Raw genomic sequence first — 23989 nt, forward strand, 5'->3', positions numbered from 1 at the left:
TTTGCAGATACAGGCACGATCACCTTCGCCGGCTCGATCAAACCCGGTGGTACCTGCCCTATCGACCTGGTCATCCCAGGAACCGGAACCAGCATCCCCAGGCTTGAAATGGGCAGCCTGCGAGCGGAGGACTTCCCAGCTACAGGTAGCAAGTCCAAGCTGGTTCGTTTCGCCTTGAAGGTCACGCCAGGTGCCGGCTGTGTGGTCGGCACTCAAGATGGCTATGTCACGTACAAGCCCGTTTACGATACAGCAGGTACAAAGCTATATGGCCTTGACAGAATCGACCCGGATGCCGCGAAAGGAATAGCGCTTGCCATCCTGGATAGAGCACAAAACTACGTGGAGCCCAATAAGGAAGCCCCAGATAATAGCTCTTGACCTCAGCGGAGCTGCCGCGAATCAGGTCCAGGTCAGATGAGCTGTGGCCCGCCATTACACCGGCCAGCCACTGGCCGTCACCGAATGGAAGTGGCGCATCGACCCCGATCGAGAACCCACGCTGCACCTGGCTGTAGGGGCTGCCCGCATTGTCCGAAACCTGGTACTTGTTGCCATAAGCCCTCGCCCATCCCCCTGCCTTGCGCTCATCCAGGCGTAATTCGCCCATACGGCTGCGCAAGGTGGTCAATTCACCGTACCAAACGGTGGGCGCGGTATTGAACAGCGCCAGCACCGATGCAGTGCCAGGGCTGATCACTTTACGCGTACCATCAAGGAACCAATCGTTACCACGCTGTACCAACTCGTAGGAAAATGCACCGAGATCCACCGGGCCATTAACCAGAGAGAAGCTGGCATCACCTGCTGCCGCATGCACCAGGTGAAGGGCGTTCTCACTCACGGGGTCCGCACCACTGCTACCCACCAGCAGGCTATGGCTACCGGTAGCGTTGCCTACTTCAAGGAAGTCTGTCGCACCGGTTGTGAAGTCAGCATCCATGATGAAGGTACCGCTACCGGCCAGCGTACCCAGCGTCAAGCGCTGGTACTGCCCTGGCTCACCGAAACGGACCACGCCACCATTCATGGCCAGGCTGCCAACCTGACTGCTCTGTACCATGTTCCAGCGCGCCTGGTTGTTCAAAGTCAAACCGGCCACGTTCTCCAGGTGCCCGGTCAGGCTGGCCTGATTGTCCAGGATCAGGGCCGCACTGGAACCTGCCTCGACCCGTACATCCCCTACCAGGTGGCTATTGTCCACAGTCATGGTGGCCTCGGACCCTCCCACCACTTCAAGCAGGTTACCGTTGCTCGCCACCAGGCTCGAACCACTGGCAACGACGATGTCCGCCTTGGTCGGGCCGATCAGGGAGTGCCCCACGACAATCGCCGAACCATCCTGGCCCTCGACCCGCGAGCCAACCAAGTTGATCCTGGCGGCCCCCGAGAACGTGGGGTCGGCAAGTACCAGCAAGCCGTCAGTGGCGCCAACCACCGAGCTGCCCTGTGCCGAAAGCTCGGCGTTGCCAAACAACTGGGCTGCCGGTGCCGTGCCGTTGCCAACCAGCGTGCTGCCCTGCAGCACCAGACGTGATGCGGCGGACACCAGAGCCCCGGCCCTGCCACCCTCGACATGGCTGTCGGAGACCAAGGCCGAAGCACCAGTGCTGCCATCATGCTGCAAGCGTAAGCCAAAGCGGTCACTGACCACCCGAGAGTTGCCGGCGATGCTGGCAGAGGCGCCCGCCACCAGATCGACACCATCCGCCCGTTGGGCCTCGATCGTGCTGGCTTGCATGTTCAGGTGCGCACCAGTACCGACAGCAACATCATTCATTGAAGCGCCCACCGCATTGAGCCTGGCGTTGGGGTTTCGGGCCTACAACCCACGCCTGATGCGCTTCCATAGCCCAGATTCGCTCCCCCCCGAAGAAACCGGCATCAACCCGTACAGCTATGCCTTGGGTAACCCGGTCTACTGGCAAGACCCTACAGGCCACCGTGGCCAACCGGTGACACATGGCCGCGAAGCGCCGCTGGAGATCATCTCGGATGATAAACCCAAGATACCGTGGTACGTCTGGCTTGGTGTGGCTGCGACCGCCGCCATCTTCGTGGTCTCGGCCATCGCCATGCCATGGACGGCACCGGCTACCCTCGGCATCACGGCCGGCTATGTGGCGGGTGTTGTAGGGGTAGCGTCCAACGGTGTCGCTGCCGTGCTCCAGGGTGTGGGAACTGCAAAGAGGATTGAAAACCCTGAGCTGTCGGATGCGCTGTTCCACATCAGTACAGTGTTCAGCGTCATTGGCATGTATGCCGGCGGCTACGGTTCGGCATCGACGAGGGCGGCAGTGAAGGCGGTGAAGTCGGCGAAGTCGGTTAGTAGTTCCGCGGTCAACGTTGCGACTAAGGTTAAGGTAATCAATAACCCTGTTAAAATTTTCAAATTCAAGCCTCGCACATCCGTACGGGACGTGAAATTTACCTCAGCAACCCAAACCACTGCCCCAGGAAGCCCGACCACTACAGCTACGCCTACACCTACGTCTTCGCCTACGCCTACGCCTACGTCAGGGCTAGTAAGCGACGGACCAAGTACCTCAGCGGCCCTTAGTGCCGAAAATGCAACAAAGGCCGCGGCCCGCACTGCAACTAGGGCCCCAGCTCCCCCGCGAATCTTCAAGCTCGACCTAACAACACTGGATAACCAAGCGGGCAACATTTTGCAGAAAACAGACGACGGAAGCTTTATCTCCGCCCCTCCAAAACGATAACGCCCATCGCACCGGTTCCCGCAGCTGATAAGCCGCGGGAACCGGCTAGCGGGTCACCTGCTTCGTCATCGACTCCTTCCACCACGACTACTGACTATTCCTACATTCCCGCCCCCTCTTCCCCCCCTACCCTGCCCTCGCCTGTAAACCGTGATCCCGCAGCGCAACCTGCCGTCACGCCACTCCCAATATCGCACCAGGCGCCTAGCACGAGCCCAACGGTGCATCGTCTGACGGCGCCACCCAGGACTCGCTCATGCTCCAGCTCGACCGGCGCAGGCTCATGCCGTTGCGCCCGCGCCTCGCCCCGCTGCCGCCGCTGCTCGGCGGTTGCCTGGCCCTGACCTTGGCCAGCCCGGCACCTGCCGAACAAATCGACATGGCCTTCCAATCTGGCTTCATGCGCCAGGCACCCGGCCAGCCCGCCGAAGCGGGTGCCCTGGCCCTGCGCCACCTAGCCACGCAGGCACGCCTGCCTCCCGGACGCTACCGGGTTAACCTCACGCTCAACTTCGACACCTTACCGGAACAGGAGCTCGACTTCGTCGAAGCCCCCCACGGCGACGGCCTGCAACCCTGCCTCACGGCCGAGTTGCTGCGCAGTCTGAACCTGCGTGAACAAGCGCTGGAGGCTCCCCTGCCCGACACCTCGCAGTGCCTGGACCTGGCGCAGTATCTCCCGCAGGCAACCGCCGAGTTCAACGCCGCACAATTGCACCTGGCTCTGTCGATCCCGCAGATCGCCCTGCGCCAGGACCGTTCGGGCAGCATTCCGGAAGAGCGCTGGAGCAATGGCATCAATGCCGCGTTCATCAACTACCAGGCCTCAGCCCAACACAGCAACCAGCGCGACGGCCGCAGCAGTAATAGCCAGGACCTGTACCTGAACAGTGGTATCAACCTGGGCGCCTGGCGCCTGCGCAGCAAGCAGGCCTTGCGCCAGACGCCCGACGGTGAACGCCAGTGGACACGTAGCGATACCTATGCCCAACGCGACCTGCCTGGCCTGCAGGCCAACCTGACACTGGGTGAAACCTTCACCAATAGCGAGATGTTCCGTAGCGTGCGCTTCACCGGCGCGCAGCTGGCCTCGGACAGCGGCATGCTGCCCGACACCTTGCAGCAGTATGCGCCGGTAATCCGTGGCGTGGCGCAAAGCCGTGCCAAGGTCGAAGTGCTGCACAATGGCTACCCCATCTATGCTACCTACGTCGCCCCCGGCCCCTACGCCATCGACGACCTCAGCGTAGGGTCCAGCCATGGTGAGCTTGAAGTGGTCATCACCGAAGCCGATGGCCAGGTACGCCGCTTCACCCAACCCTACTCGACCATGGGCAGCCTGTTGCGCGAAGGCATCTGGCGCTACAGCGCCACCGTTGGCCAATATGAAAGTGCGCAGCAGCTGGACAACCCGGTCTTCTGGCAAGCCACCCTGGCCCGTGGCGGTGCCTGGGACACCACTCTGTACGGCGGCCTGCTTTCCAGCGAGTACTACAACGCCAGCGTGCTGGGTCTGGCCCGCGACGTCGGCAACCTGGGAGCACTGTCGTTCGATGTCACCCGTGCTACCAGCGAACTGGGCCATGAACAGGGCAAGGTTCAGGGACACAGCCTTGCCCTGCGCTACGGCAAAAGCTTCCAGACCCGTACCAGCCTGCGCTTCGCCGGCTACCGCTACTCGACCCAGGGTTACCGCGATTTCGACGAGGCCGTGCAACAGCGCAGCAGTAACATCGATTACCTTGGCAACCGCCGTAGCCGACTGGAAGCTTCGGTCTACCAGAACGTAGGTGACCGCAGTTCGCTGAGTCTGACCTTCTCCCAGGACACCTACTGGCAAACCAATTACCAGCGCCGCCAGTACCAGTTGCAGTACAACACGCAACTGGGCAAGGTGGGGGTCAACCTGTTCGCCACCCAAGCCCTGGACACCAGCAACCACGCTAGCCGCTCTTTCGGCCTGAGCCTGAACCTGCCGCTGGACTTTCGCCGCCAGCAACAGGCCAGCTTCGACCTGCGCCATGAGAATGGCCACTACAGTGAACGGGCCAGCCTGAACGGCGGCTTGCTGGACAGCCGGCTCAGCTACAACACCGCACTGACCAATGATAACCAAGGGCGCAAGAGCGCCGCGCTTTCCATGGCCTATCAGGGCAGTCAGGCCAGTATTGGCATGGGCTATACCGAAGCCAGCGATTATCGCAGCCTGTCGTTGAATGCCAGTGGCGCCGTGCTGCTGCATGACGAGGGTGTGGCCTTCGGTAGCCATCTGGGGGAAACCATGGCGCTGGTTCATGTACCCGGCGTGCCAGGCGTTGGTGTACAGAACACCCCGGCGGCGCGTACCAATGCCGAAGGCTATGCATTGATCCCGTACCTGCGCCCCTACCGGCTCAATAATCTGGTGCTGCAGACCGACGACCTTTCACCAGAGTTGGTGATTGGCAATGCCAGCCAACAAGTCGTGCCACGGCGCGGTGCGGTGATGAAGGCATCGTTCAATGCCGAGCATGTATCCCGCCTGGTGCTGACGCTGCTACAGGCCAATGGCGCCCCCGTGCCATTCGGTGCCCAGGTAGTCGATGCCGATGGCGTGACGCTAGGGGTCGTCGGCCAGGCAGGCCAGGCCCTGGTGTCGGCGCGCAGGGCCGGTCACCAGCAGATACAGGTGATCTGGGGCGGTGCCGGTGACGACGTCTGCCAACTGAGCATCGACCCGCAAGCCCTCGAACAGGACGGCGGTTACCGCCTGAAAACCTTGAATTGCCCACTTCCCCAGGCGGGCGCAAGCGCAGCCCTGCCTGACGAAAAACCCCAGGAAACTCTTTTATGAAACTGCTCAGACTCACCCTGGACCGCAACCTGTGGCTCGCCGGTTGCAGCCTGGCCCTTGGGTTATGGACGACCGCCGCACAGGCAGGCTGCGCGTTTGATGCGGGCGGCAGCTACATGACCTACGAGCGCGACATGGGCACATTCTGGGTACCACGCGATGCGCCTGTCGGTACCGTCATCGCCCGCGGCGCAATGGACACGACAAACAATGAGGGCGCAGTCATCAATTGCTTCTGGAACGACCTCGACATACCTACCGCCCGCTTGCCCAACACCGCTCCGGTATTTTCTGGCAGCCTGCCACCTATAGATGGCAGAAACGTCGACGGCTATGTCATGCAGACCAATGTGGCGGGGGTGGGCGTGTACTTGGAATTGTTCGACCCTTTCGATGGCAGCGCCCCCAACACCTTTCGCCCGGACCATGGCAGGCCGACCATCCCTTATACCGGCACCATGGCCAGCGCCGGGCCATTCAACCTGAGAATTTCCAGGCTGTACGGCCAGGCATGGCTCATCAAGACAGGCCCGATCGCCTCAGGGACACAACGCATCGACGGTGAACTGTTCCATGGGTCCATCCATCACCTGGGCAAGGTCCTGGAGTATCGCCTGAGAGCGGAAGTCAACCAGGCACAATGCTCGCTGAAAGCCGATGCAGTCAGTGCCGACCCCGTACACTTGGGCGACTACAAGGCCGATGATTTCAAAGGGGTTGGCACAACGACGAAACCCGTCCCCTTCCACATCAACCTCGTTGACTGCAAAGATGCCAGCGCGCCCCTCCCCGGTACCGCCAATGTGTACATAGAGCTGGATGGTATCGATGGTTCGAAACCCACCGTACCCGCGCAAGGGCGCTTCAGCCTGACCAGCGCCTCGGACGCCGACGGGGTCGAAATCCAGTTGCTGCGCGGCGACACAAGCAACCCCATGCCCCTGCAAGCGGAAGTGCGCATGAAGCCCGTGGAAATCGGCATCACCCGCCTGGACTTTTACGCCCGCTACTACCAGAGCTCGCCGATAGTGAAGCCAGGTTCGGCCGAGGGAGCACTGAGCTTTACCGTAAGCTACAAATGACAGGCAAAAAAAAGACCGCAGGGCTAATACCCTGCGGTCTGGATGGCGAAGAAAAACAAACGACAAAAACGAAGAAAGGGACTTGCGTCCCTTTCTTCGTTCTTCGATTTGGAGCGGGAAACGAGACTCGAACTCGCGACCCCGACCTTGGCAAGGTCGTGCTCTACCAACTGAGCTATTCCCGCATTGTGAAACCTTACCGCTATCGGCGTGAAGCGCCTTTAAGACCTTCACCACCACTGCACCGCATAGACGCCACAGTATTTAAACTGGAGCGGGAAACGAGACTCGAACTCGCGACCCCGACCTTGGCAAGGTCGTGCTCTACCAACTGAGCTATTCCCGCAAATGGCGTCCCCTAGGGGACTCGAACCCCTGTTACCGCCGTGAAAGGGCGGTGTCCTAGGCCACTAGACGAAGGGGACACACGACACTTTTCAGTGCACCAGGTTTGAACCTCACGATTCAGCCTGGATTTTCTTTTCCTGCCTCGCCGAAGCGCTGCCGGAGAAACTGGAGCGGGAAACGAGACTCGAACTCGCGACCCCGACCTTGGCAAGGTCGTGCTCTACCAACTGAGCTATTCCCGCAATTTGGCGTCCCCTAGGGGACTCGAACCCCTGTTACCGCCGTGAAAGGGCGGTGTCCTAGGCCACTAGACGAAGGGGACACGCTGCTGGCATTACTGCCTGCTTTCACTCCCTGCCACGTTTCGCTGTGTGCTTTACGCTGCAAGTGGCGCGCATTCTATGGATGGTTCGTACAGGCGTCAACCCCTTTGTAGAAATTTATTTAAATCAATGACTTCCGGGTGAGTTGGGGTGCAGATGCGGGATGGGGTGCCGATATAGAGAGAAGCAATCCTGTGCCGGCCCTTTCGCGGCTAAAGCCGCTATTCGCCCCCCGGCAAACTCACTACACTCAAAGCTGTAATTCTTCTTCAATGAGGCATTAACGGTGACACCACTTCTGATCACCCTGCTCATCGTGGCGGGTATCGCGTTGCTGATCGTGATCGGCTACCTAAACAATGTGGTCGAGAACGGTAAGCTCGAGCGCGCCCGGATGAAGGTCGAGCTGGCCGACCGCCTGCGCCGCTGTGGCGAAATCACCGAGACCTTCCCCGGCCAGTTCATGACCCCGGCCTTGAAGTTGCTGCTGACCCGCCTGGAGCTCAACCTCAACCAGCGTCAACTGGCGATGGACAAGCACAATGCCGAGATCAAGGCGCGCATCGCCGAACTGGAGAGGCTGATTGCCCTGGGTGCGCAAATCCCGGTGAACAACCCGCCCAACCCGATCCAGACCGAGATCAAGGCCAAGGATGTGCGCTTCCTGCTGGAGGCGTTGCACAACCAGGTGACCCGCGCCGCCCAGGAGGGCTTCCTGCCCACGCCCGAGGCCAAGCAATGGATCAAGGAAATCCGCCATATCCTGGTGCTGCTGCATATCGAGTTCTTCAACAACCTCGGCCAGCAGGCCCTGCAGAAAAACCAGCCAGGCCAGGCGCGCCTGGCCTTCGAGCGCGGCGTGCAGTACCTGCGCAAGCAGCCGGAACCGAAGGTGTATGAAGAGCAGCTGACGTACCTGGAGAAGCTGCTGGCCCGGGCCAACGCCCAGGTGCTGGACCGCATGGCCCCGGCGGAGGACGAGCAGAATGAACTGACCCAGGGGCTCAAGACCGATGAGGAAGAGACCTGGAAGAAGAAGGTGATGTACGACTGATGCATTAACCTGTACTGGCCTCTTTACGGCTAAAGCCGCTCCCACAGGGACCACATCGCCCTCAGGCTTGGTGCGATCCTTGTAGGAGCGGCTTTAGCCGCGAAGAGGCCGGTACAGGCAACAAATATCAGCAGTCGGTCAACTCCAGAAAAATCGCCGCCAACCGCTCCAGCCCCACCTGATCCGCCTCGCTGAAGCGCCCAAACTTCGGGCTGTCCAGGTCCAGCACACCAATCAACCTGCCCTCCTTCACCAGCGGGATCACCAGCTCGCTGTTGGACGCGCTGTCACAGGCAATGTGCCCCGGGAACGCATGCACGTCCTCTACCCGTTGGGTCTGCCGGGTGGCCGCTGCCGCCCCGCACACGCCTTTGCTGAACGGGATGCGCACGCATGCCACCTGGCCCTGGAACGGGCCCAGCACCAGTTCTTCGTTGCGGTTGAGGTAGAACCCCGCCCAGTTCAGGTCATCCACCTGGTTATAGAGGAACGCCGAAAACTGCGCGGCATTGGCGATGAAGTCACGCTCGTCGGCAAACAGCGCCTGCACTTGCGCCGCCAGCAGGTTGTAGCCGTCGAGGCCGGCGCCACTGGCATTGAGGTCGATCATTTACTTTTGCTCCAGCAATTGCAGCCCGACCCAGTAGCGGGCGAACTGATAGGCACAACGGCCATTACGGTTACCGCGGCCGGTGGCCCAGCGCACGGCGAGGATGTCGAGTTCTTCGCTGCGCTGCCAGGCCAGGCCGGCAGTTTGCGCAAGCTGGCCGATCCAGTGCTCGACCACGTTCAGGAAGTGTTCCTGGGTGAAGGGGTAGAACGACAGCCACAAGCCAAAACGGTCGGACAGGGCAATCTTGTCTTCCACCGCTTCACTGGGGTGCAGCTCGCCGTCCACGCGCTTCCAGTTCTCGTTGTCGCTCTCCTTTTCCGGCACCAGGTGGCGGCGGTTGGAGGTGGCGTACAGCAGCACGTTGTCCGGAGCCTGCTCGAGCGAGCCGTCGAGCACGCTCTTGAGCACCCGGTAGTCGCCCTCCCCGGCTTCGAACGACAGGTCGTCGCAGAACAGGATGAAGCGCTGCGGCAGCTTCTGCAGCTGCTCGACCACCCGTGGCAGGTCGGCCAGGTGGTCGCGTTCGATTTCGATCAGGCGCAGGCCGGCACCGGCGTGCTCGGCCAGCAGGGCACGTACCAGCGACGACTTGCCGGTGCCGCGCGAGCCCCACAGCAGTGCATGGTTGGCCGGCATGCCGTTGATGAACTGATGGGTGTTGCGGCCCAGCTGGTCACGCTGCAGGTCGACGCCGATCAGGTCGCTGAGGCGAATGTCCAGGCTGACCTCCAGCGGCAGCAGGTAGCCGCTGCGGCCATCGCGCTGCCAGCGCGCGGCCAGGGTGGTGGCCCAGTCGATGTTCGGGCGCTGGGCCGGCAACAGGGGTTCGAGGCGGGCCAGGACCGATTCGGCGCGGTCCAGGAAAGCAATCAAGCGAGCGTCCATGACGACTCCTACGAATTTCAGTTTTTTGGGGCCGCTGCGCGCCCCTTCGCGGGCTTGCCCGCGAAGGGGCGCAAAGCGGCCCCCGCTTGGCAATCAACTGAAATGAACAGACAGACCCACCAGCAGCCGGAGCTATTCGGCTATGCTTGCGCAGCGCAAGGGACGTGAAACCGGCTCGGGACACATGGATATAAAGTTCACCAATCGCCTGTCATACAAGCAAGCCCGGTTGACAGTCCTGGTCGGCTTCATCCTGGGAACATTGCTCAGTCTCATCCAGATCGGCATCGATTATGCCAGCGAAGACGCGTCCATCAACCGTGAAGTACGCGCCTTGCTGCAAATCAGCCACAACCCGGCCTCGCGCATCGCCTACAACATCGACTCGGAACTGGCGCTGGAGCTGACTCGCGGCCTGCTGGAGTCGCCGGCCATCATCCGTGCGCGGCTGATCGACAACAACGAAACGGTACTGGCCGACGTCGAACGGCCGCGCCTGGAGGACCGCTACCGGCCACTCAGCGACTTCCTGTTCGGCGATCAGCGCCAGTTCAAGGAACGCCTGTATCTGACCCACATGCCCGAGGAAAACCTCGGCACCCTCTACCTGGAGGTGGACACCTACGCCTTCGGCAGCCGCTTTCTCGACCGTGCCGGGATCACCCTGCTCAACGGCTTCGCCCGCAGCCTGGTGCTGACCGGCATCCTCCTGGCGCTGTTCTACATGATGCTGACCAAGCCGCTGGTGACGGTAATTGGCGCGCTCAGCGGCAGCGACCCGCGCAAACCCACGCAAACCCGCCTGCAATGCCCACCCGGACATGAACATGACGAAATCGGCGTACTGGTAAGGGTCGCCAACCAGCAGTTCGTCAGCATGGCCACCGAGATCGATCAGCGGCGCACCGCGGAAAACCGCCTGACCCAGTACCTCAACGAGCTGGAAGATATCGTCTCGGCACGCACCAACGAGCTGAAGGCCAGCAACAGCAGCCTGAGCCAGTCCAACCAGGAGCTGGAAGAAGCCCGCCGCCGGGCGCTGGACATGGCCCAGGCACGCGCTGCCTTCCTCGCCAACATGAGCCACGAAATCCGCACCCCGCTCAACGGCATGCTCGGCATGATCGCCCTCGCCCTGGACAGCCCGCTGCCCAGCGAGCAACGCCAGCAACTGGCGATTGCCCATGACTCGGGCAAGGTGCTGGTGGAGTTGCTCAACGATATTCTCGACCTGTCCAAGTTCGATGCAGGCCAACTGGAGCTGGAGCGCATTCCGTTCGACATGGGCTCGATGGTCGAGGACACTGCCAACCTGCTATCGCAGAACACCGCGCAAAGCGTGGAGCTGACCTGCCTGATCGCCCGCGACTTCCCCAGCAGCGTGCTTGGCGACCCCACGCGGGTACGGCAGATCGTCAGCAACCTGCTGTCCAACGCCCTCAAGTTCACCCGCTTCGGCCGCGTGGATGTGCGCCTGGCGACCATTGTCGGTGGTGTGCGCCTGGAAGTGCGCGACACCGGCATCGGCATCCCCGAAGAAGCCCAGGCACGGATCTTCCAGCCATTCACCCAGGCCGGCGCCGGCATCACCCGCCAATACGGCGGCACCGGCCTGGGCCTGGCGCTGACACGCAACCTGTGCAAGGCCATGCAGGGCCACCTGCATATCAAGTCCGACCCTGGCTTCGGCAGCCGCTTCACCGCCGAGCTGCCGCTGGCCGTGCACACCGAGGCCATTGCGCCGGCACCGTTGCACGGGCGCGTGGTGGCGCTGAGCACGGCCGGCAGCGGCCTCGATGAACTATTGCAGGACCTGTTGCCCGCCTGGGGCCTTGCCTACCAGCACCATGACAGCTGCGCGGGGCTCGACGCCACGGCCATCGACCTGCTGATCACCGACAGCCTGGACCACCTGTTCGAACTGCGACCGGCATTGAAAACACCGATCTTGCTGGTGACCGCCTACGGCAACTTCCTGCCCAGCGAACAGTCGGTCGCCCTCGCTCCCCTGCACCAACTGGCCCGGCCGCTGGCGCGCAACGCCCTGTACCAGACCTTGCGCCGCACCTTGCAGGGCCATGAGCCCGAACACCCGCTGGCGACCCCAGCCATCACCCTGGAACAAGGCCGCGCGCGCATCCTGCTGGTGGAGGACAACCCGGTGAACCAGCTGGTGGCCAAGGGCATGCTGGTCAAGCTCGGCTGCCAGGTACAGCTGGCCACCCAAGGCGCCGAGGCCCTGGAGCTACTGGAACAGGACGAATTCGATCTGGTCCTGATGGACTGCAACATGCCGGTGATGGACGGCTACGAGGCCAGCCGGCGTATCCGCCAAAGCGGTCGCTGGCCCGACCTGCCAATCGTCGCCCTCACCGCCAACGCCATGCCCGAAGAGCGCGAGCGCTGCCGGGCAGCCGGCATGAACGACTACCTGGCCAAGCCGTTCCGCCGTGAAGAGCTGCTGGCGCTGGTCGAGCACTGGGTGCCTGTCAACGGCTGAGCAGGCGCTCGATGTCCGCTTCCAGGGCCTGCGGCTTGGTGGTGGGGGCGTAGCGCGTTACCTGGCCAGAGGCCGGGTCGACCAGGAACTTGGTGAAATTCCACTTGATCTTCTGGCTGCCCAGAATGCCCGGGGCGCGCTGCTTGAGTTCGACGAACAGCGGGTGGCTGCCGGGGCCGTTGACCTCGACCTTGCGGAACAGCGGGAAGCTCACACCGAAATTGCGCTCGCAGAACTGGGCAATTTCCCGTGCATCGCCCGGCTCCTGTTTGCCGAACTGGTTGCAGGGGAAGCCCAGCACCACCAGGCCACGCGCGCGATAGGCCTGCCACAGTTGCTCCAGGCCCTTGTACTGCGGGGTAAAGCCGCACTGGCTGGCGGTATTGACCACCAGCAGCGCCTTGCCGGGGAAGTCGCCGAGCTTCTTGTGCTCGCCGCCCAGGGTCACGCAGGGGATGTCCAGTATCGATCCAGCCATGGTCGGGCTCCGGTCAGTCGCGCGGGCGCAGGTCGATGCACACCGAGTTGATGCAGTAGCGCAGGCCGGTCGGTGGCGGGCCATCGGGGAACACGTGGCCCAGGTGCGCATCGCAGCGGGCACAGGTGACTTCGGTGCGGATCATGCCGTGGGAGGTGTCGCGAATCTCGATCATCGCGCTTTCCTCGATGGGTGCGTAGAAGCTCGGCCAGCCGCAGCCGGAATCGAACTTGGTCTGCGCATCGAACAGCGGCAGGCCGCAGCAGATGCAGTGGTAGATGCCGTCGCGGCGCTCGCTGTTGTACTTGCCGCTGAACGGCCGCTCAGTGCCCTTGAGGCGGCACACCTGGTACTGCTCGGGGTCGAGCATCGACCGCCATTGTTCCAGGGTTTTCTCGATCTTTTGCATGTAGGGACCTCGGCAGGCTGAATTTCACAGCGCACCGTCTTTTCCGGGGCGCGGGTGGCACGTATATTAGTTGGCTTCGTGTGCCAGGCGTTCAGTCTGGCACCCGCTTCCTGCCCTTTCAAACCTTTCGGCGGGGCGTAGCGCGTTTTCTCAATCGGGATCCCATCATGCAGTTCAGCAAATCGAACAAGCTCGCCAATGTCTGCTATGACATTCGCGGCCCAGTGCTCAAGCACGCCAAGCGCCTGGAAGAGGAAGGCCACCGCATCCTCAAGCTGAACATCGGCAACCCGGCGCCGTTTGGCTTCGAGGCGCCTGACGAAATCCTCCAGGATGTGATCCGCAACCTGCCCACCGCGCAGGGCTACAGCGACTCCAAGGGCCTGTTCAGCGCGCGCAAGGCGGTGATGCAGTACTGCCAGCAGAAGCAGATCGAAGGTGTCGGCATCGAGGACATCTACCTGGGTAACGGCGTGTCCGAGCTGATCGTGATGTCGATGCAGGCGCTGCTCAACAACGGCGATGAAGTGCTGATCCCCGCCCCCGACTACCCGCTGTGGACCGCCGCCGTGAGCCTGGCCGGCGGCAAGCCGGTGCACTACCTGTGCGACGAACAGGCCGACTGGTTCCCCGACCTTGAGGACATCAAGGCCAAGATCACCCCGAACACCAAGGCTCTGGTGATCATCAACCCGAACAACCCGACCGGCGCGGTGTACTCCAAAGAGCTGCTGCTGGGCATGCTGGAACTGGCCCGCCAGCACAACCTGGTGGTGTTCTCCGACGAGATCTACGACAAGATCCTGTACGACGAAGCCGTGCACATCAGCACCGCCTCGCTGGCCCCCGACCTGCTGTGCCTGACCTTCAACGGCCTGTCCAAGTCGTACCGGGTGGCGGGCTTCCGTTCCGGCTGGCTGATCATCTCTGGGCCCAAGCACCACGCGCAAAGCTACATCGAAGGCATCGACATGCTGGCCAACATGCGCCTGTGCGCCAACGTGCCGGCCCAGCATGCCATCCAGACCGCGCTGGGCGGCTACCAGAGCATCAACGACCTGGTGCTGCCACCGGGCCGCCTGCTGGAGCAGCGCAACCGCACCTACGAGTTGCTGAACGACATCCCGGGCGTTAGCTGCGTGAAGCCGATGGGTGCGCTGTATGCATTCCCGAAGATCGACCCGAAGGTTTGCCCGATCCACAACGACGAGAAGTTCGTGCTCGACCTGCTGCTGTCGGAGAAGCTGCTGATCGTTCAAGGTACGGCGTTCAACTGGCCGTGGCCGGACCACTTCCGCGTGGTCACCTTGCCGCGGGTGGATGACCTGGAGGCGGCGATTGGCCGGATCGGGAATTTCCTGAAAGGTTATTCGCAGTAAGTGATGGCCTCTTCGCAGCGCAAGGCTGCTCCTACAGGAGAACGCATGCCCCTGTAGGAGCAGCCTTGTGCTGCGAATGGGCTGCAAAGCAGCCCCCAAAAACCCCACAGGATGTTTCTTACATCCTGCAACGCTCTATCCCACAGCCCCCGCGCCATCCTCTGCCATACTCCGGCGTACACAGTTTGAAATAGTCGCCCGATTGAATCGGCACGGCCGGCCCCTTATATACCCCGCAGTAAGCGACAACTCATCCGTCAGGAGAACGTAACAACCATGATGCGCATTCTGTTGTTTGTAGCCACCAACCTCGCGGTGGTGCTGGTTGCAAGCATTACCCTGAGCCTGTTCGGTTTCAACGGGTTCATGGCCGCCAACGGGGTCGACCTGAACCTCAGCAGCCTGCTGGTGTTCTGCGCCGTGTTCGGCTTTGCCGGCTCCCTCGTTTCGCTGTTCATCTCCAAGTGGATGGCGAAGATGACCACCGGTACCCAGATCATCAGCCAGCCGCGCACCCGCCACGAGCAGTGGCTGCTGCAAACGGTCGAAGAGCTGTCCCGTGAAGCGGGCATCAAGATGCCCGAGGTGGGTATCTTCCCGGCGTACGAGGCCAACGCCTTCGCCACCGGCTGGAACCGCAACGACGCGCTGGTCGCCGTGTCCCAGGGCCTGCTGGAGCGTTTCTCGCCCGATGAAGTACGCGCAGTGCTGGCCCACGAGATCGGCCACGTGGCCAATGGCGACATGGTCACCCTGGCGCTGGTGCAAGGCGTGGTGAACACCTTCGTGATGTTCTTCGCACGCATCATCGGCAACTTCGTCGACAAGGTGATCTTCAAGAACGAAGAAGGCCAGGGCATTGCCTACTACGTGGCGACCATCGTTGCCGAGCTGATCCTGGGCATTCTGGCCAGCATGATCGTGATGTGGTTCTCGCGCCGCCGCGAATACCGCGCCGACGAAGCCGGTGCACAGCTGGCCGGTACCGCGGCGATGATCGGTGCGCTGCAGCGCCTGCGCGTGGAGCAAGGCCTGCCGGTGCACATGCCCGACACCATGAAGGCCTTCGGCATCAATGGTGGCCTGAAGCATGGCCTGGCCGGGCTGTTGATGAGCCACCCGCCACTGGAAGACCGTATCGAGGCCCTGCGCCGTCGCGGTTGATCCAACCAGTAAAACAAAAGGGCGACTTCGGTCGCCCTTTTTTATGCTTGCCTGCACCGGCTGACCCGGTAAACCCGCTCCAACAAACTCGATACCCCGGCCTGCAAAAACTTCGGGCTTTCCTCAATCACCTCCTCAGCCTCCAGCTCATCCACCTGCCACCCGGCAAACCCTTGCCGCAGCTCCTCATCCCCCACCGAAAACGGCGGCCCGCCCAGCAAAACCTGGTCATAGTCCAGAGTCACCACCACCCCCTGGCAACCCGCCGGCAGCAAGCTCGACAACAGCTGCATGTACGCCCCACGCATCTGCGGCGGCAATGCAATCACCGCCGCCCGGTCATAAAGCCCCGCGCAGTCACCGACATCCCCTGCCTGCAACGCAAAGAAATCCCCACACCAAAGCTCAACGTCACCACTGCGCCAAACTTCGAAAAACCCGCGCTGATGCACCTCGGCTTCAAGCCCATGCTCACAGAAGAATGCCTCCACCGCTTGCCGCGACAACTCTACGCCCAACACGCGATACCCCTGCCCGGCCAGCCAGGCCAGGTCCAGGCTCTTGCCGCACAACGGCACCAGCACGCGGCTGCCCGGCGCCAGGCCAAGCGTTGGCCAGTACCTCTGCAGATAGGGGTTCACCTGCGCCTGGTGAAAGCCGATCTGGTTGTCGGCCCACCGCTGCTGCCAGAACGCTGGCTCCATGATCACTCCTGATTTTTAGATGGTTTGTCGGTAAAAGTTGGTTTGGATTTCGATCTGTAGTTGATCGAAGATGATTGCATCTTAACCGTCAGGACCCCGCCATGCTGCCCAGCCTGTTCATTTCCCATGGTTCTCCCATGCTTGCCCTGCAACCCGGCGCCAGCGGGCCTGCGCTGGCAGGGCTTGCCAACGCCCTGCCCCGGCCGAAAGCGATCGTGGTGGTGTCGGCGCACTGGGAAAGCCGCGAACTGCTGGTTACCGGCAGCGCACAACCAGAGACCTGGCATGACTTCTACGGCTTCCCACCGGCGCTGTATGCGGTGCAGTACCCGGCGCCGGGTGATCCCACCCTTGCTGGCCAGCTCAGTGAATTGCTGCAGGCTGCCGGGCTGACAGCCCGGCTGGACGCGCAGCGGCCGTTCGACCACGGCGCCTGGGTACCGCTGTCGCTGATGTACCCGGATGCGGATGTTCCGGTGGTACAGGTTTCACTGCCCAGCCATATGGGGCCGGCACTGCAGGTCAAGGTAGGCCAGGCGTTGGCGGGCTTGCGCGACCAGGGCGTGCTGTTGATCGGTTCGGGCAGCATTACCCACAACCTGGGCGAACTGGACTGGCATGCCGGGCCGGATGTGATCGAGCCTTGGGCACTGGCGTTCAGGGATTGGGTGGTGGAAAAGCTTCGGGCGAATGACCAGGAAGCGTTGCTGGGTTATCGGCAGCAGGCGCCGTTTGCGGTGCGCAACCATCCCAGTGATGAGCATTTCCTGCCGCTGTTCTTTGCCCTGGGGGCTGGCGGCAAGTTCGGGGTGGTGCACCAAGGGTTTACCTTGGGGGCGTTGGGGATGGACATTTATCGGTTCGACTGAAGATAGCCGGGGGCGCTTTGCGCCCCTTTCGCGACACAAGGCCGCTCCTACAGGCGTTACGCGTCACCTGTGCACAGGCAAAAAAAATCCCCAGCCAAAGCCGGGGATTTTTTCATTGCGCCAGGATCAATCCTCGCGGTAGCGACGCAGCTTCAGCTGCTTGCCAGCCACGCGGGTGTCCTTGAGCTTGGACAGCAGCTTCTCCAGGCCATCTTCCGGCAGCTCGACCAGGCTGAAGCTGTCGCGCACCTGGATGCGGCCGATGGCGTCACGAGCCAGACCACCCTCGTTGAGGATCGCGCCCAGCAGGTTCTTGGCAGCGATGCCGTCACGGGCACCCAGAGCAGTACGGCAACGCACGCGGCCTTCGGCCAGCGGCATCGGCGCACGGCGCTCGCGGTCACCACGCTCCGAGCGTTCGCCACGCTCACCACGCTCGGTACGCTCACCACGCGGGGCGAAGCTCGGCACCAGCGGCTGCTCACGCTCTACCGCAGCCAGGTCCAGCGCCTGGCCATTGGTGGCCTTGCGCAGCAGGGCGGCAGCCAGGGCACGCGCGCTGCAACCCAGGTCGGCGGTCAGGCGGTCGAACAGATCGCCGTGGGTGGCTTCTGCTTCGGCAACCAGTGGCGCCAGGCTCGAGGTCAGCTTCTTGATGCGGGCATCCAGCACGGCCTGGGCATTCGGCAGGCGGGCTTCGGCAACTTTTTGCCCGGTTACACGCTCGATCACCTGCAGCATGCGGCGCTCACGCGGGGTGACCAGCAGCAGTGCACGGCCATCGCGACCGGCACGGCCGGTACGGCCGATACGGTGTACGTAGGACTCCGGGTCGTACGGCATGTCGACGTTGAACACGTGAGTGATGCGCGGTACGTCCAGGCCACGAGCGGCGACGTCGGTAGCGACAACGATGTCCAGGCGGCCATCCTTGAGCGAGTCGATCACGCGCTCACGCTGGTTCTGGGCGATGTCGCCGTTCAGCGCGGCAGCCTTGTAACCCTTGGCTTCCAGCGCGGAGGCCAGGTCCAGGGTGGCTTGCTTGGTACGCACGAAGGCGATCAGCGCGTCGAACTCTTCCACTTCCAGCAGACGCAGCACAGCCGGGATCTTCTGGTCGGCGTGGACCATCAGGTGGGCCTGCTCGATCGCGGTAACGGTCTGGGTCTTGCTCTGGATCTTGACGTGCTTGGGCTCGCGCAGGTGGCGTTCGGCGATCGAGCGGATCGACGACGGCAGGGTGGCGGAGAACAGCACGGTCTGGCGGCTGGCCGGGATGGCATCGAAGATCACTTCGAGGTCGTCCATGAAGCCCAGCTTGAGCATCTCGTCGGCCTCGTCCAGTACCAGGTACTGCACGGTCGACAGGACTTTTTCGTCACGACGCAGGTGGTCGCACAGACGGCCAGGGGTGGCCACGACGATTTGCGCGCCGTTGCGGATCGCACGCAACTGTGGGCCCATCGGGGCACCACCGTAGACGGCGACCACGTTCACGCCCGGCATCTGCTTGGCGTAGGTTTCGAAAGCGGTAGCAACTTGCAGCGCCAACTCACGGGTTGGCGCCAGGATCAGGGCTTGCGGTTCGCGCTTGCTCACATCGATCTTGTTGAGGATCGGCAGGGCGAAGGCAGCGGTCTTGCCGGTGCCAGTCTGCGCCTGGCCGATCATGTCGTGACCGGCGAGGATGATCGGGATCGATTGTTGCTGAATGGCGGACGGCTCTTCGTAGCCGGTCGCCAGAACGGCAGCAACAATATTCGGATTGAGATCGAGAGCGGCGAAGCCGCCGGTTTCCTGGGTCATGGGTCTGCCTCTAGGTGCATCCGCAAAGACCCATGCTCCAAAGCTGCACAAGCCATGAAAGACCGACAGGTCACCCAGGCAGCTTTGGCGGCGGGGATTTGCGAAAACGATTGAAAAAGAAAACGTGGGAAGGTCCGCCTAGCGGACGTGCAGCCTAAGCTGGACTCGGAGGGTTTGCACCACCTGATTTTGCGGTCCGCTAAAAGACCGGCGCGTACTATACCCGAAATCGTGCGCAGACGTGAGGAATATTTTCAGGGTGCTTGGCCAGTGTCGGGCCATCAATCACAGCAAGCTGAATCGATAATCCCCTGGAGCCTGTCGCGGTCCGTGTAGGAGCGGCCTTGTGTCGCGAAAGGGCCGCAGAGCGGCCCCGGCAATATTTGCATTGACGCTGGAATCCGGGGCCGCTACGCGCCCCTTTCGCGACACAAGGCCGCTCCTACACGAACCGCTACAGCCATCAGGTCTCGCATAGGCCGCGCCAGCCATTCAGGTAGCCGGCCGAATCTCGCGGATCAGCCCCTCGAGGCTGTACCCAAGGCGCGGCGCCAGCGCCTGGGCCCGGGCTTTCAGCCCATCCAGGTCCAGCGTCTGCTCCAGGTCCGCCGGCACCAGCAGGATCACATTGCCCTCCTTCACCGGCAGCTCCCAGTAATGCCGGTGGTACAACCCGCGCAGCAACGCCGCGCCCAGCGGCTTGCCGTCGTCGGTGGCCCACTGGTTGATCACCAGCCAACCACCCGGGTTCAGTTGCTGCTGGCAGTTCTCCAGGAAGTTCCACGCCAGGTGGCCCACCCCCGGCCCATGGTCGGTGTACAGGTCGACGAACAGCAGGTCGGCCTTCTCCGCCGTGGGCAACAGCTCCAGCGCATCGCCGATGCGTACATACAGGCGCGGGTCGTCGTCAAGGCCCAGGTACTCCATGGCCAGGCGCGGTACGTCCGGGCGCAGTTCGATGGCCTCGATGTCGTCCAGCGGCAGGAACTTCATGCAGGCCTGGGTCAGCGTGCCGGCACCCAGGCCGAGAAACAGCGCGCTCTCCGGCTGCTCGTGGCACAGCGCCCCCACCAGCATGGCGCGGGTATAGTCGTACTCAAGCCAGCTGGGGTCGGCCGTGAACACGCAGCTCTGCTCGATCGCATCGCCGAATTCCAGAAAGCGGTAGTCGTCGACTTCATACACGCTGATGACGCCAAAGGCGTCCTGCACCCGTGCCAGTAGCCGCTCTTCCCGTTCCGCCGCCATGCTCACCACCTACCCGCACAAAAACGCGCATTGTCCGCCAACACCCTCGATGCAACAAGCGCAGCGCCAACTGTTACCATGGCCCATAGCCTACAACCGACAAGACCGAGCCCGAGATGAACCAACCGTGGAGCCCCGACAGCTGGCGCGCCCTGCCGATCCAGCAGCAACCGACCTACCCCGATGCCGCGCACCTGCTGAAGGTCGAACAGACCCTGGCCAGCTACCCGCCGCTGGTGTTCGCGGGCGAGGCGCGCGAGCTGCGCCGGCAGTTCGCCGAGGTCACCGAAGGCCGCGCCTTCCTGCTGCAGGGTGGCGACTGCGCCGAGAGCTTCGCCGAGTTCTCGGCGGCGAAAATCCGCGACACCTTCAAGGTGCTGCTGCAGATGGCCATTGTCATGACCTTCGCCGCCGGCTGCCCGGTGGTCAAGGTCGGGCGCATGGCCGGGCAATTCGCCAAGCCGCGCTCATCGGGCGATGAAACCATCGGCGACATCACCCTGCCCGCCTACCGTGGCGACATCGTCAACGGCATCGGCTTCGACGCGAAAAGCCGCATCCCCGACCCGGAACGCCTGCTGCAGGCCTACCACCAGGCCACCGCCAGCCTCAACCTGCTGCGCGCCTTCGCCCAGGGCGGGTTCGCCGACCTGCACCAGGTGCACAAGTGGAACCTGGACTTCATCGCCAACTCGGCGCTGGCCGACAAGTACCACCAGCTGGCCAACCGCATCGACGAAACCCTGGCATTCATGCGCGCCTGCGGCCTGGACAGCGCGCCGCAGCTGCGCGAAACCAGCTTCTTCACCGCCCACGAAGCACTGCTGCTGAACTATGAAGAAGCCTTCGTGCGCCAGGACAGCCTGACCGGCGACTACTACGACTGCTCGGCGCACATGCTGTGGATCGGCGACCGCACCCGCCAGCTGGACGGTGCCCATGTGGAGTTCCTGCGCGGCGTGCACAACCCGATCGGGGTCAAGGTTGGCCCCAGCATGAACCCCGAAGAACTGATCCGCCTGATCGACACGCTGAACCCGGCCAACGACCCCGGGCGCCTGAACCTGATCGTGCGCATGGGTGCCGGCAAGGTCGGCGACCACCTGCCGGGGCTGATCCGCACGGTCGAACGCGAAGGGCGCAAGGTGCTGTGGAGCTCCGACCCGATGCATGGCAACACCATCAAGGCCAGCAGCGGCTACAAGACCCGCGATTTTGCGCAGATCCTGGATGAGGTGAAGCAGTTCTTCCAGGTGCACCAAGCTGAGGGTAGCCACGCCGGCGGCATTCACATCGAGATGACCGGGCAGAACGTCACCGAATGCATCGGCGGCGCCCGGCCGATCACCGAGGATGCGCTGTCCGACCGGTATCACACCCACTGCGACCCGCGGATGAATGCCGACCAGTCGCTGGAGCTAGCGTTCCTGATTGCCGAAACCCTCAAGCAGGTGCGGCGCTGAGGTTGGGGCATGCCTTGGGATTTTCAGCGCCTGTGAGATCGAGCGCCGCGCGGGCGGCGCTCGATCTCACAGGCGCTAAAAACCTCCAGCCAAACACCTCTGCGCCCCAACTCACCTCCTCAGCGGATCATCCCAGAAATGCCGCTCGGCCTCCTGCTGGATATCCGCCCGGCTCAGCCCCAGGTCGTGCAGGGTCGCATCACTCAGGCTGGCCAGTTCCTGGCGCTGGCGGTATAGCTGCAGCCATCGCGCCGGGCGCCGCAGGGCGGCATGCCACAGGTGGTTCAGGGAAAAGGCAGGTTGCTGGATGCTGCTGACATGACCTTTCATCGTGAAGCCCTCCGTGTTGATGGCTCCAGTCTCCTGCCAGGCATAAGATCAATCCAACGAATGTTTCTGATGCCATGCATCTCGGAGATTGATGCAATGTCCCAGTACCAGAGCCTCGATGCGGACGTACTGCGCACGTTCGTGGCCATCGCCGAGCAGGGTGGCTTCACCCGCGCCGGCGAGGTGGTCAACCGCACCCAGTCGGCGGTGAGCATGCAGATGAAACGCCTGGAAGAGGACATCCTCCAGCGCCAGCTGTTCGAGCGCGATGGCCGCCAGGTGCGCTTGACCGCCGAGGGCCAGGTGCTGCTCGGCTATGCCCGGCGCATCCTCAAGTTGCATGGGGAAGTGTTCAACACCCTGCGCATGCCGCACATGGTCGGGGTAGTACGCATCGGCACGCCGGACGACTATGCCATGCGCTTTTTGCCGACCATCCTGTCGAGCTTTGCCCAGGCTTACCCGCTGGTGCAGGTGGAGGTGCATTGCGACTCCTCCAAACAACTGATGCTGCGCCAGGACCTGGACCTGACCATCGTCACGCGTGAGCCGGGCAACGAGATTGGCCAGCTGCTGCGCCAGGAACGCCTGGTCTGGGCCGCCGCGGAAGGCTTCTGCCCGCAGGAGCAACGCCCCATGCCGGTAGCCTTGTTCAACACCGACTGCTTCTGCCGGGCCTGGACCTGCAATGCCCTGGAGGCCCAGGGCATCGACTACCGCATCGCCTATACCAGCCCGAGCCTGGCAGCGATCTTTGCCATCGTCACCGCAGGGTTGGCGGTGACCGCACAGTTGCAGAGCCTGATTGGCGGGAATATCCGCATTCTGGGCGAAAACGAAGGGTTGCCGCAGTTACCGGTGGCCAATGTGATGCTGGTGCGCAGTACCCAGAACCCTTCGCCGATTACCGATTGCATGGCCGACTACATTGTCGAAGGGTTCAAGTGAGCCGCAGCGGGCATGTCCCCCTGTAGGAGCAGCCTTGTGCTGCGAATGGGCCGCAAAGCGGCCCCAAATTTCAAAGCTCGAACCCGAGTATCACCGCACAACCCACCAAAAACACACAGAACATCGCCCGCAACACCTTCTCCGGCAACGCATGGGCCAACTTCACCCCCCAGCTGATACTCAGCAAGCCGCCCACCGCCAATGGGATCCCCACCCCCCAGTCAACACTGTGGTGCACCCCGTAGGTGACCAGGGTTACCAAGGTACTTGGCGCCGCAAGCGCCAGCGACAGCCCCTGCGCCACCACCTGGGTGGTACCGAACACACTGGTCAGAATCGGCGTGGCTACCACGGCCCCACCAACTCCGAACAAGCCGCCCATGGTCCCGGCAAAGCTGCCCAGTACACCCAGCCAAGGCCAGGCATAGCGCAACTCGGCGCTGGGCGGCGTTACCTTCATGAACATCCGCGCAACGTTCCACACCGCCAGGGCCACCAGGAAGCCGACGAAGCCCAGGCGCATGGAATGCGCATCCAGCCCGACCGCCCAGATCGACCCCAGCCAGGCGAACACGAAGCTGCACAGCGACAGCGGTACCGCATGGCGCAACTCGATGCGGTTACGCTGGTGATAACGCCACAGCGCCAGCAGCACATTGGGCACTACCATCACCAGCGCAGTACCCTGCGCCAACTGCTGGTCCAGGCCGAACAGCACGCCCAGCGCCGGAATCGCGATCAGCCCGCCGCCAATGCCGAACAGGCCACCCATGGTTCCCAGGGCTGCGCCCAACACGATATACAACAACCACTCGATCATCAGGGGCCTCATC

General features: G+C 62.7%; 20 protein-coding genes and 5 tRNA genes. 10 read left to right on the forward strand and 15 right to left on the reverse strand.

What is annotated here, in order from left to right; genetic code table 11:
- Nucleotides 1–226: 226 nt before the first annotated feature.
- Nucleotides 227–1780, reverse strand: a complete 1554-nt coding sequence (locus IMX18_RS17125; RefSeq protein WP_225903903.1) for an autotransporter outer membrane beta-barrel domain-containing protein — start codon at nucleotides 1778–1780, stop codon at nucleotides 227–229.
- 16 nt (nucleotides 1781–1796) lie between these two features.
- Between IMX18_RS17125 and IMX18_RS17130 the strand changes: the two genes are divergently transcribed.
- The 3 genes from IMX18_RS17130 (at nucleotide 1797) to IMX18_RS17140 (ending at nucleotide 6635) form a co-directional block, all read left to right on the forward strand.
- A complete protein-coding gene (locus IMX18_RS17130; protein ID WP_217190304.1) occupies nucleotides 1797–2720 on the forward strand; it encodes an RHS repeat-associated core domain-containing protein in 924 nt (307 codons plus the stop codon).
- Between the two features lie 256 nt (nucleotides 2721–2976).
- Complete coding sequence (locus tag IMX18_RS17135) at nucleotides 2977–5553, forward strand: fimbria/pilus outer membrane usher protein (RefSeq protein WP_217190306.1); 2577 nt, start codon at nucleotides 2977–2979, stop codon at nucleotides 5551–5553.
- Nucleotides 5550–6635 (forward strand): fimbrial protein, encoded by a 1086-nt coding sequence (locus IMX18_RS17140; RefSeq protein ID WP_015269387.1) that lies wholly within the window; start codon nucleotides 5550–5552, stop codon nucleotides 6633–6635. The genes IMX18_RS17135 and IMX18_RS17140 overlap by 4 nt, the downstream gene beginning before the upstream one ends.
- A gap of 109 nt (nucleotides 6636–6744) precedes the next feature.
- On the opposite strand, the gene IMX18_RS17145 is transcribed toward IMX18_RS17140, so the two are convergent.
- The 5 genes from IMX18_RS17145 to IMX18_RS17165 all read right to left on the reverse strand — a co-directional run bounded on the left by IMX18_RS17145 (nucleotide 6745) and on the right by IMX18_RS17165 (nucleotide 7305).
- Nucleotides 6745–6820, reverse strand: a tRNA-Gly gene (locus tag IMX18_RS17145).
- Nucleotides 6821–6905: 85 nt separating this feature from the next.
- Nucleotides 6906–6981: transfer RNA gene (locus IMX18_RS17150), tRNA-Gly, on the reverse strand.
- A 3-nt stretch (nucleotides 6982–6984) separates the two neighbouring features.
- Nucleotides 6985–7060 (reverse strand) — tRNA-Glu (locus IMX18_RS17155).
- A gap of 89 nt (nucleotides 7061–7149) precedes the next feature.
- Nucleotides 7150–7225: transfer RNA gene (locus tag IMX18_RS17160), tRNA-Gly, on the reverse strand.
- Between the two features lie 4 nt (nucleotides 7226–7229).
- A tRNA-Glu gene (locus IMX18_RS17165) sits at nucleotides 7230–7305 on the reverse strand.
- 287 nt (nucleotides 7306–7592) lie between these two features.
- Here IMX18_RS17165 and IMX18_RS17170 point away from each other — a divergent pair.
- Complete coding sequence (locus IMX18_RS17170; protein WP_015269386.1) at nucleotides 7593–8360, forward strand: hypothetical protein; 768 nt, start codon at nucleotides 7593–7595, stop codon at nucleotides 8358–8360.
- A 127-nt stretch (nucleotides 8361–8487) separates the two neighbouring features.
- Here IMX18_RS17170 and IMX18_RS17175 read toward each other — a convergent pair whose 3' ends face one another.
- Together IMX18_RS17175 and IMX18_RS17180 are read right to left on the reverse strand one after the other, a co-directional pair.
- Nucleotides 8488–8970 carry a GAF domain-containing protein gene (locus IMX18_RS17175; RefSeq protein ID WP_015269385.1) on the reverse strand — a complete coding sequence of 161 codons (483 nt, stop codon included), beginning with the start codon at nucleotides 8968–8970 and terminating at the stop codon, nucleotides 8488–8490.
- The gene (locus IMX18_RS17180; protein WP_015269384.1) at nucleotides 8971–9858 is read right to left on the reverse strand and encodes an ATP-binding protein; all 888 of its coding nucleotides are present in this window, start codon (nucleotides 9856–9858) and stop codon (nucleotides 8971–8973) included.
- Between the two features lie 142 nt (nucleotides 9859–10000).
- Between IMX18_RS17180 and IMX18_RS17185 the strand changes: the two genes are divergently transcribed.
- A complete protein-coding gene (locus IMX18_RS17185; RefSeq protein ID WP_100413649.1) occupies nucleotides 10001–12358 on the forward strand; it encodes a hybrid sensor histidine kinase/response regulator in 2358 nt (785 codons plus the stop codon).
- Here the strand turns inward: IMX18_RS17185 and IMX18_RS17190 are convergent.
- Both IMX18_RS17190 and msrB read right to left on the reverse strand, forming a co-directional pair.
- Nucleotides 12348–12836: a glutathione peroxidase gene (locus IMX18_RS17190; RefSeq protein WP_015269382.1), complete on the reverse strand. Its 489-nt coding sequence runs from the start codon at nucleotides 12834–12836 to the stop codon at nucleotides 12348–12350. The two genes, IMX18_RS17185 and IMX18_RS17190, sit on opposite strands and share 11 nt — an antisense overlap.
- Before the next feature lie 13 nt (nucleotides 12837–12849).
- Nucleotides 12850–13245: a peptide-methionine (R)-S-oxide reductase MsrB gene (gene msrB / locus IMX18_RS17195; RefSeq protein WP_015269381.1), complete on the reverse strand. Its 396-nt coding sequence runs from the start codon at nucleotides 13243–13245 to the stop codon at nucleotides 12850–12852.
- Nucleotides 13246–13412: 167 nt separating this feature from the next.
- On the opposite strand from msrB, the gene IMX18_RS17200 reads away from it, so the two are divergent.
- Nucleotides 13413–14624 (forward strand): pyridoxal phosphate-dependent aminotransferase, encoded by a 1212-nt coding sequence (locus tag IMX18_RS17200; protein ID WP_013971543.1) that lies wholly within the window; start codon nucleotides 13413–13415, stop codon nucleotides 14622–14624.
- Nucleotides 14625–14900: 276 nt separating this feature from the next.
- Entirely contained in the window at nucleotides 14901–15788 is an 888-nt protein-coding gene (gene htpX / locus IMX18_RS17205) for a protease HtpX (protein ID WP_003259721.1), read from the forward strand.
- A gap of 41 nt (nucleotides 15789–15829) precedes the next feature.
- Here the strand turns inward: htpX and IMX18_RS17210 are convergent, their stop codons facing one another.
- On the reverse strand, nucleotides 15830–16492 hold the full coding sequence (locus IMX18_RS17210) for a thiopurine S-methyltransferase (RefSeq protein ID WP_217190308.1): 663 nt from the start codon (nucleotides 16490–16492) through the stop codon (nucleotides 15830–15832).
- A 101-nt stretch (nucleotides 16493–16593) separates the two neighbouring features.
- Here IMX18_RS17210 and IMX18_RS17215 point away from each other — a divergent pair, with 101 nt between their 5' ends.
- On the forward strand, nucleotides 16594–17361 hold the full coding sequence (locus tag IMX18_RS17215) for a DODA-type extradiol aromatic ring-opening family dioxygenase (protein ID WP_217190310.1): 768 nt from the start codon (nucleotides 16594–16596) through the stop codon (nucleotides 17359–17361).
- A 126-nt stretch (nucleotides 17362–17487) separates the two neighbouring features.
- Here IMX18_RS17215 and IMX18_RS17220 read toward each other — a convergent pair whose 3' ends face one another.
- Together IMX18_RS17220 and IMX18_RS17225 are read right to left on the reverse strand one after the other, a co-directional pair.
- A complete protein-coding gene (locus IMX18_RS17220; protein ID WP_015269378.1) occupies nucleotides 17488–19167 on the reverse strand; it encodes a DEAD/DEAH box helicase in 1680 nt (559 codons plus the stop codon).
- Between the two features lie 492 nt (nucleotides 19168–19659).
- Nucleotides 19660–20415, reverse strand: coding sequence for a spermidine synthase (locus IMX18_RS17225; protein ID WP_015269377.1), 756 nt, complete (start codon nucleotides 20413–20415; stop codon nucleotides 19660–19662).
- A 116-nt stretch (nucleotides 20416–20531) separates the two neighbouring features.
- On the opposite strand from IMX18_RS17225, the gene IMX18_RS17230 reads away from it, so the two are divergent.
- Nucleotides 20532–21878 carry a class II 3-deoxy-7-phosphoheptulonate synthase gene (locus IMX18_RS17230; protein WP_003247094.1) on the forward strand — a complete coding sequence of 449 codons (1347 nt, stop codon included), beginning with the start codon at nucleotides 20532–20534 and terminating at the stop codon, nucleotides 21876–21878.
- Between the two features lie 111 nt (nucleotides 21879–21989).
- Here the strand turns inward: IMX18_RS17230 and IMX18_RS17235 are convergent, their stop codons facing one another.
- Complete coding sequence (locus tag IMX18_RS17235) at nucleotides 21990–22208, reverse strand: DUF1127 domain-containing protein (RefSeq protein WP_054573472.1); 219 nt, start codon at nucleotides 22206–22208, stop codon at nucleotides 21990–21992.
- 96 nt (nucleotides 22209–22304) lie between these two features.
- On the opposite strand from IMX18_RS17235, the gene IMX18_RS17240 reads away from it, so the two are divergent.
- A complete protein-coding gene (locus IMX18_RS17240; protein ID WP_015269374.1) occupies nucleotides 22305–23156 on the forward strand; it encodes a LysR substrate-binding domain-containing protein in 852 nt (283 codons plus the stop codon).
- A gap of 70 nt (nucleotides 23157–23226) precedes the next feature.
- On the opposite strand, the gene IMX18_RS17245 is transcribed toward IMX18_RS17240, so the two are convergent.
- Complete coding sequence (locus tag IMX18_RS17245) at nucleotides 23227–23976, reverse strand: sulfite exporter TauE/SafE family protein (protein ID WP_217190312.1); 750 nt, start codon at nucleotides 23974–23976, stop codon at nucleotides 23227–23229.
- Nucleotides 23977–23989: the final 13 nt, after the last annotated feature.

Origin of the sequence: Pseudomonas shirazica (assembly GCF_015168335.1) — a bacterium.
GTDB lineage: Bacteria > Pseudomonadota > Gammaproteobacteria > Pseudomonadales > Pseudomonadaceae > Aquipseudomonas > Aquipseudomonas asiatica.

What these genes read in the sequence shown, in the direction of transcription:
- IMX18_RS17220 (WP_015269378.1), bottom strand. Translation starts at nt 19,167, where the DNA reads ATGACCCAGGAAACCGGCGGCTTCGCCGCTCTCGATCTCAATCCGAAT.
- IMX18_RS17240 (WP_015269374.1), top strand. Translation starts at nt 22,305, where the DNA reads ATGTCCCAGTACCAGAGCCTCGATGCGGACGTACTGCGCACGTTCGTG.
- IMX18_RS17215 (WP_217190310.1), top strand. Translation starts at nt 16,594, where the DNA reads ATGCTGCCCAGCCTGTTCATTTCCCATGGTTCTCCCATGCTTGCCCTG.
- IMX18_RS17245 (WP_217190312.1), bottom strand. Translation starts at nt 23,976, where the DNA reads ATGATCGAGTGGTTGTTGTATATCGTGTTGGGCGCAGCCCTGGGAACC.
- IMX18_RS17180 (WP_015269384.1), bottom strand. Translation starts at nt 9,858, where the DNA reads ATGGACGCTCGCTTGATTGCTTTCCTGGACCGCGCCGAATCGGTCCTG.
- msrB (WP_015269381.1), bottom strand. Translation starts at nt 13,245, where the DNA reads ATGCAAAAGATCGAGAAAACCCTGGAACAATGGCGGTCGATGCTCGAC.
- IMX18_RS17135 (WP_217190306.1), top strand. Translation starts at nt 2,977, where the DNA reads ATGCTCCAGCTCGACCGGCGCAGGCTCATGCCGTTGCGCCCGCGCCTC.
- IMX18_RS17140 (WP_015269387.1), top strand. Translation starts at nt 5,550, where the DNA reads ATGAAACTGCTCAGACTCACCCTGGACCGCAACCTGTGGCTCGCCGGT.
- IMX18_RS17175 (WP_015269385.1), bottom strand. Translation starts at nt 8,970, where the DNA reads ATGATCGACCTCAATGCCAGTGGCGCCGGCCTCGACGGCTACAACCTG.
- IMX18_RS17125 (WP_225903903.1), bottom strand. Translation starts at nt 1,780, where the DNA reads ATGAATGATGTTGCTGTCGGTACTGGTGCGCACCTGAACATGCAAGCC.
- htpX (WP_003259721.1), top strand. Translation starts at nt 14,901, where the DNA reads ATGATGCGCATTCTGTTGTTTGTAGCCACCAACCTCGCGGTGGTGCTG.
- IMX18_RS17225 (WP_015269377.1), bottom strand. Translation starts at nt 20,415, where the DNA reads ATGGCGGCGGAACGGGAAGAGCGGCTACTGGCACGGGTGCAGGACGCC.
- IMX18_RS17230 (WP_003247094.1), top strand. Translation starts at nt 20,532, where the DNA reads ATGAACCAACCGTGGAGCCCCGACAGCTGGCGCGCCCTGCCGATCCAG.
- IMX18_RS17185 (WP_100413649.1), top strand. Translation starts at nt 10,001, where the DNA reads ATGCTTGCGCAGCGCAAGGGACGTGAAACCGGCTCGGGACACATGGAT.
- IMX18_RS17235 (WP_054573472.1), bottom strand. Translation starts at nt 22,208, where the DNA reads ATGAAAGGTCATGTCAGCAGCATCCAGCAACCTGCCTTTTCCCTGAAC.
- IMX18_RS17200 (WP_013971543.1), top strand. Translation starts at nt 13,413, where the DNA reads ATGCAGTTCAGCAAATCGAACAAGCTCGCCAATGTCTGCTATGACATT.
- IMX18_RS17210 (WP_217190308.1), bottom strand. Translation starts at nt 16,492, where the DNA reads ATGGAGCCAGCGTTCTGGCAGCAGCGGTGGGCCGACAACCAGATCGGC.
- IMX18_RS17190 (WP_015269382.1), bottom strand. Translation starts at nt 12,836, where the DNA reads ATGGCTGGATCGATACTGGACATCCCCTGCGTGACCCTGGGCGGCGAG.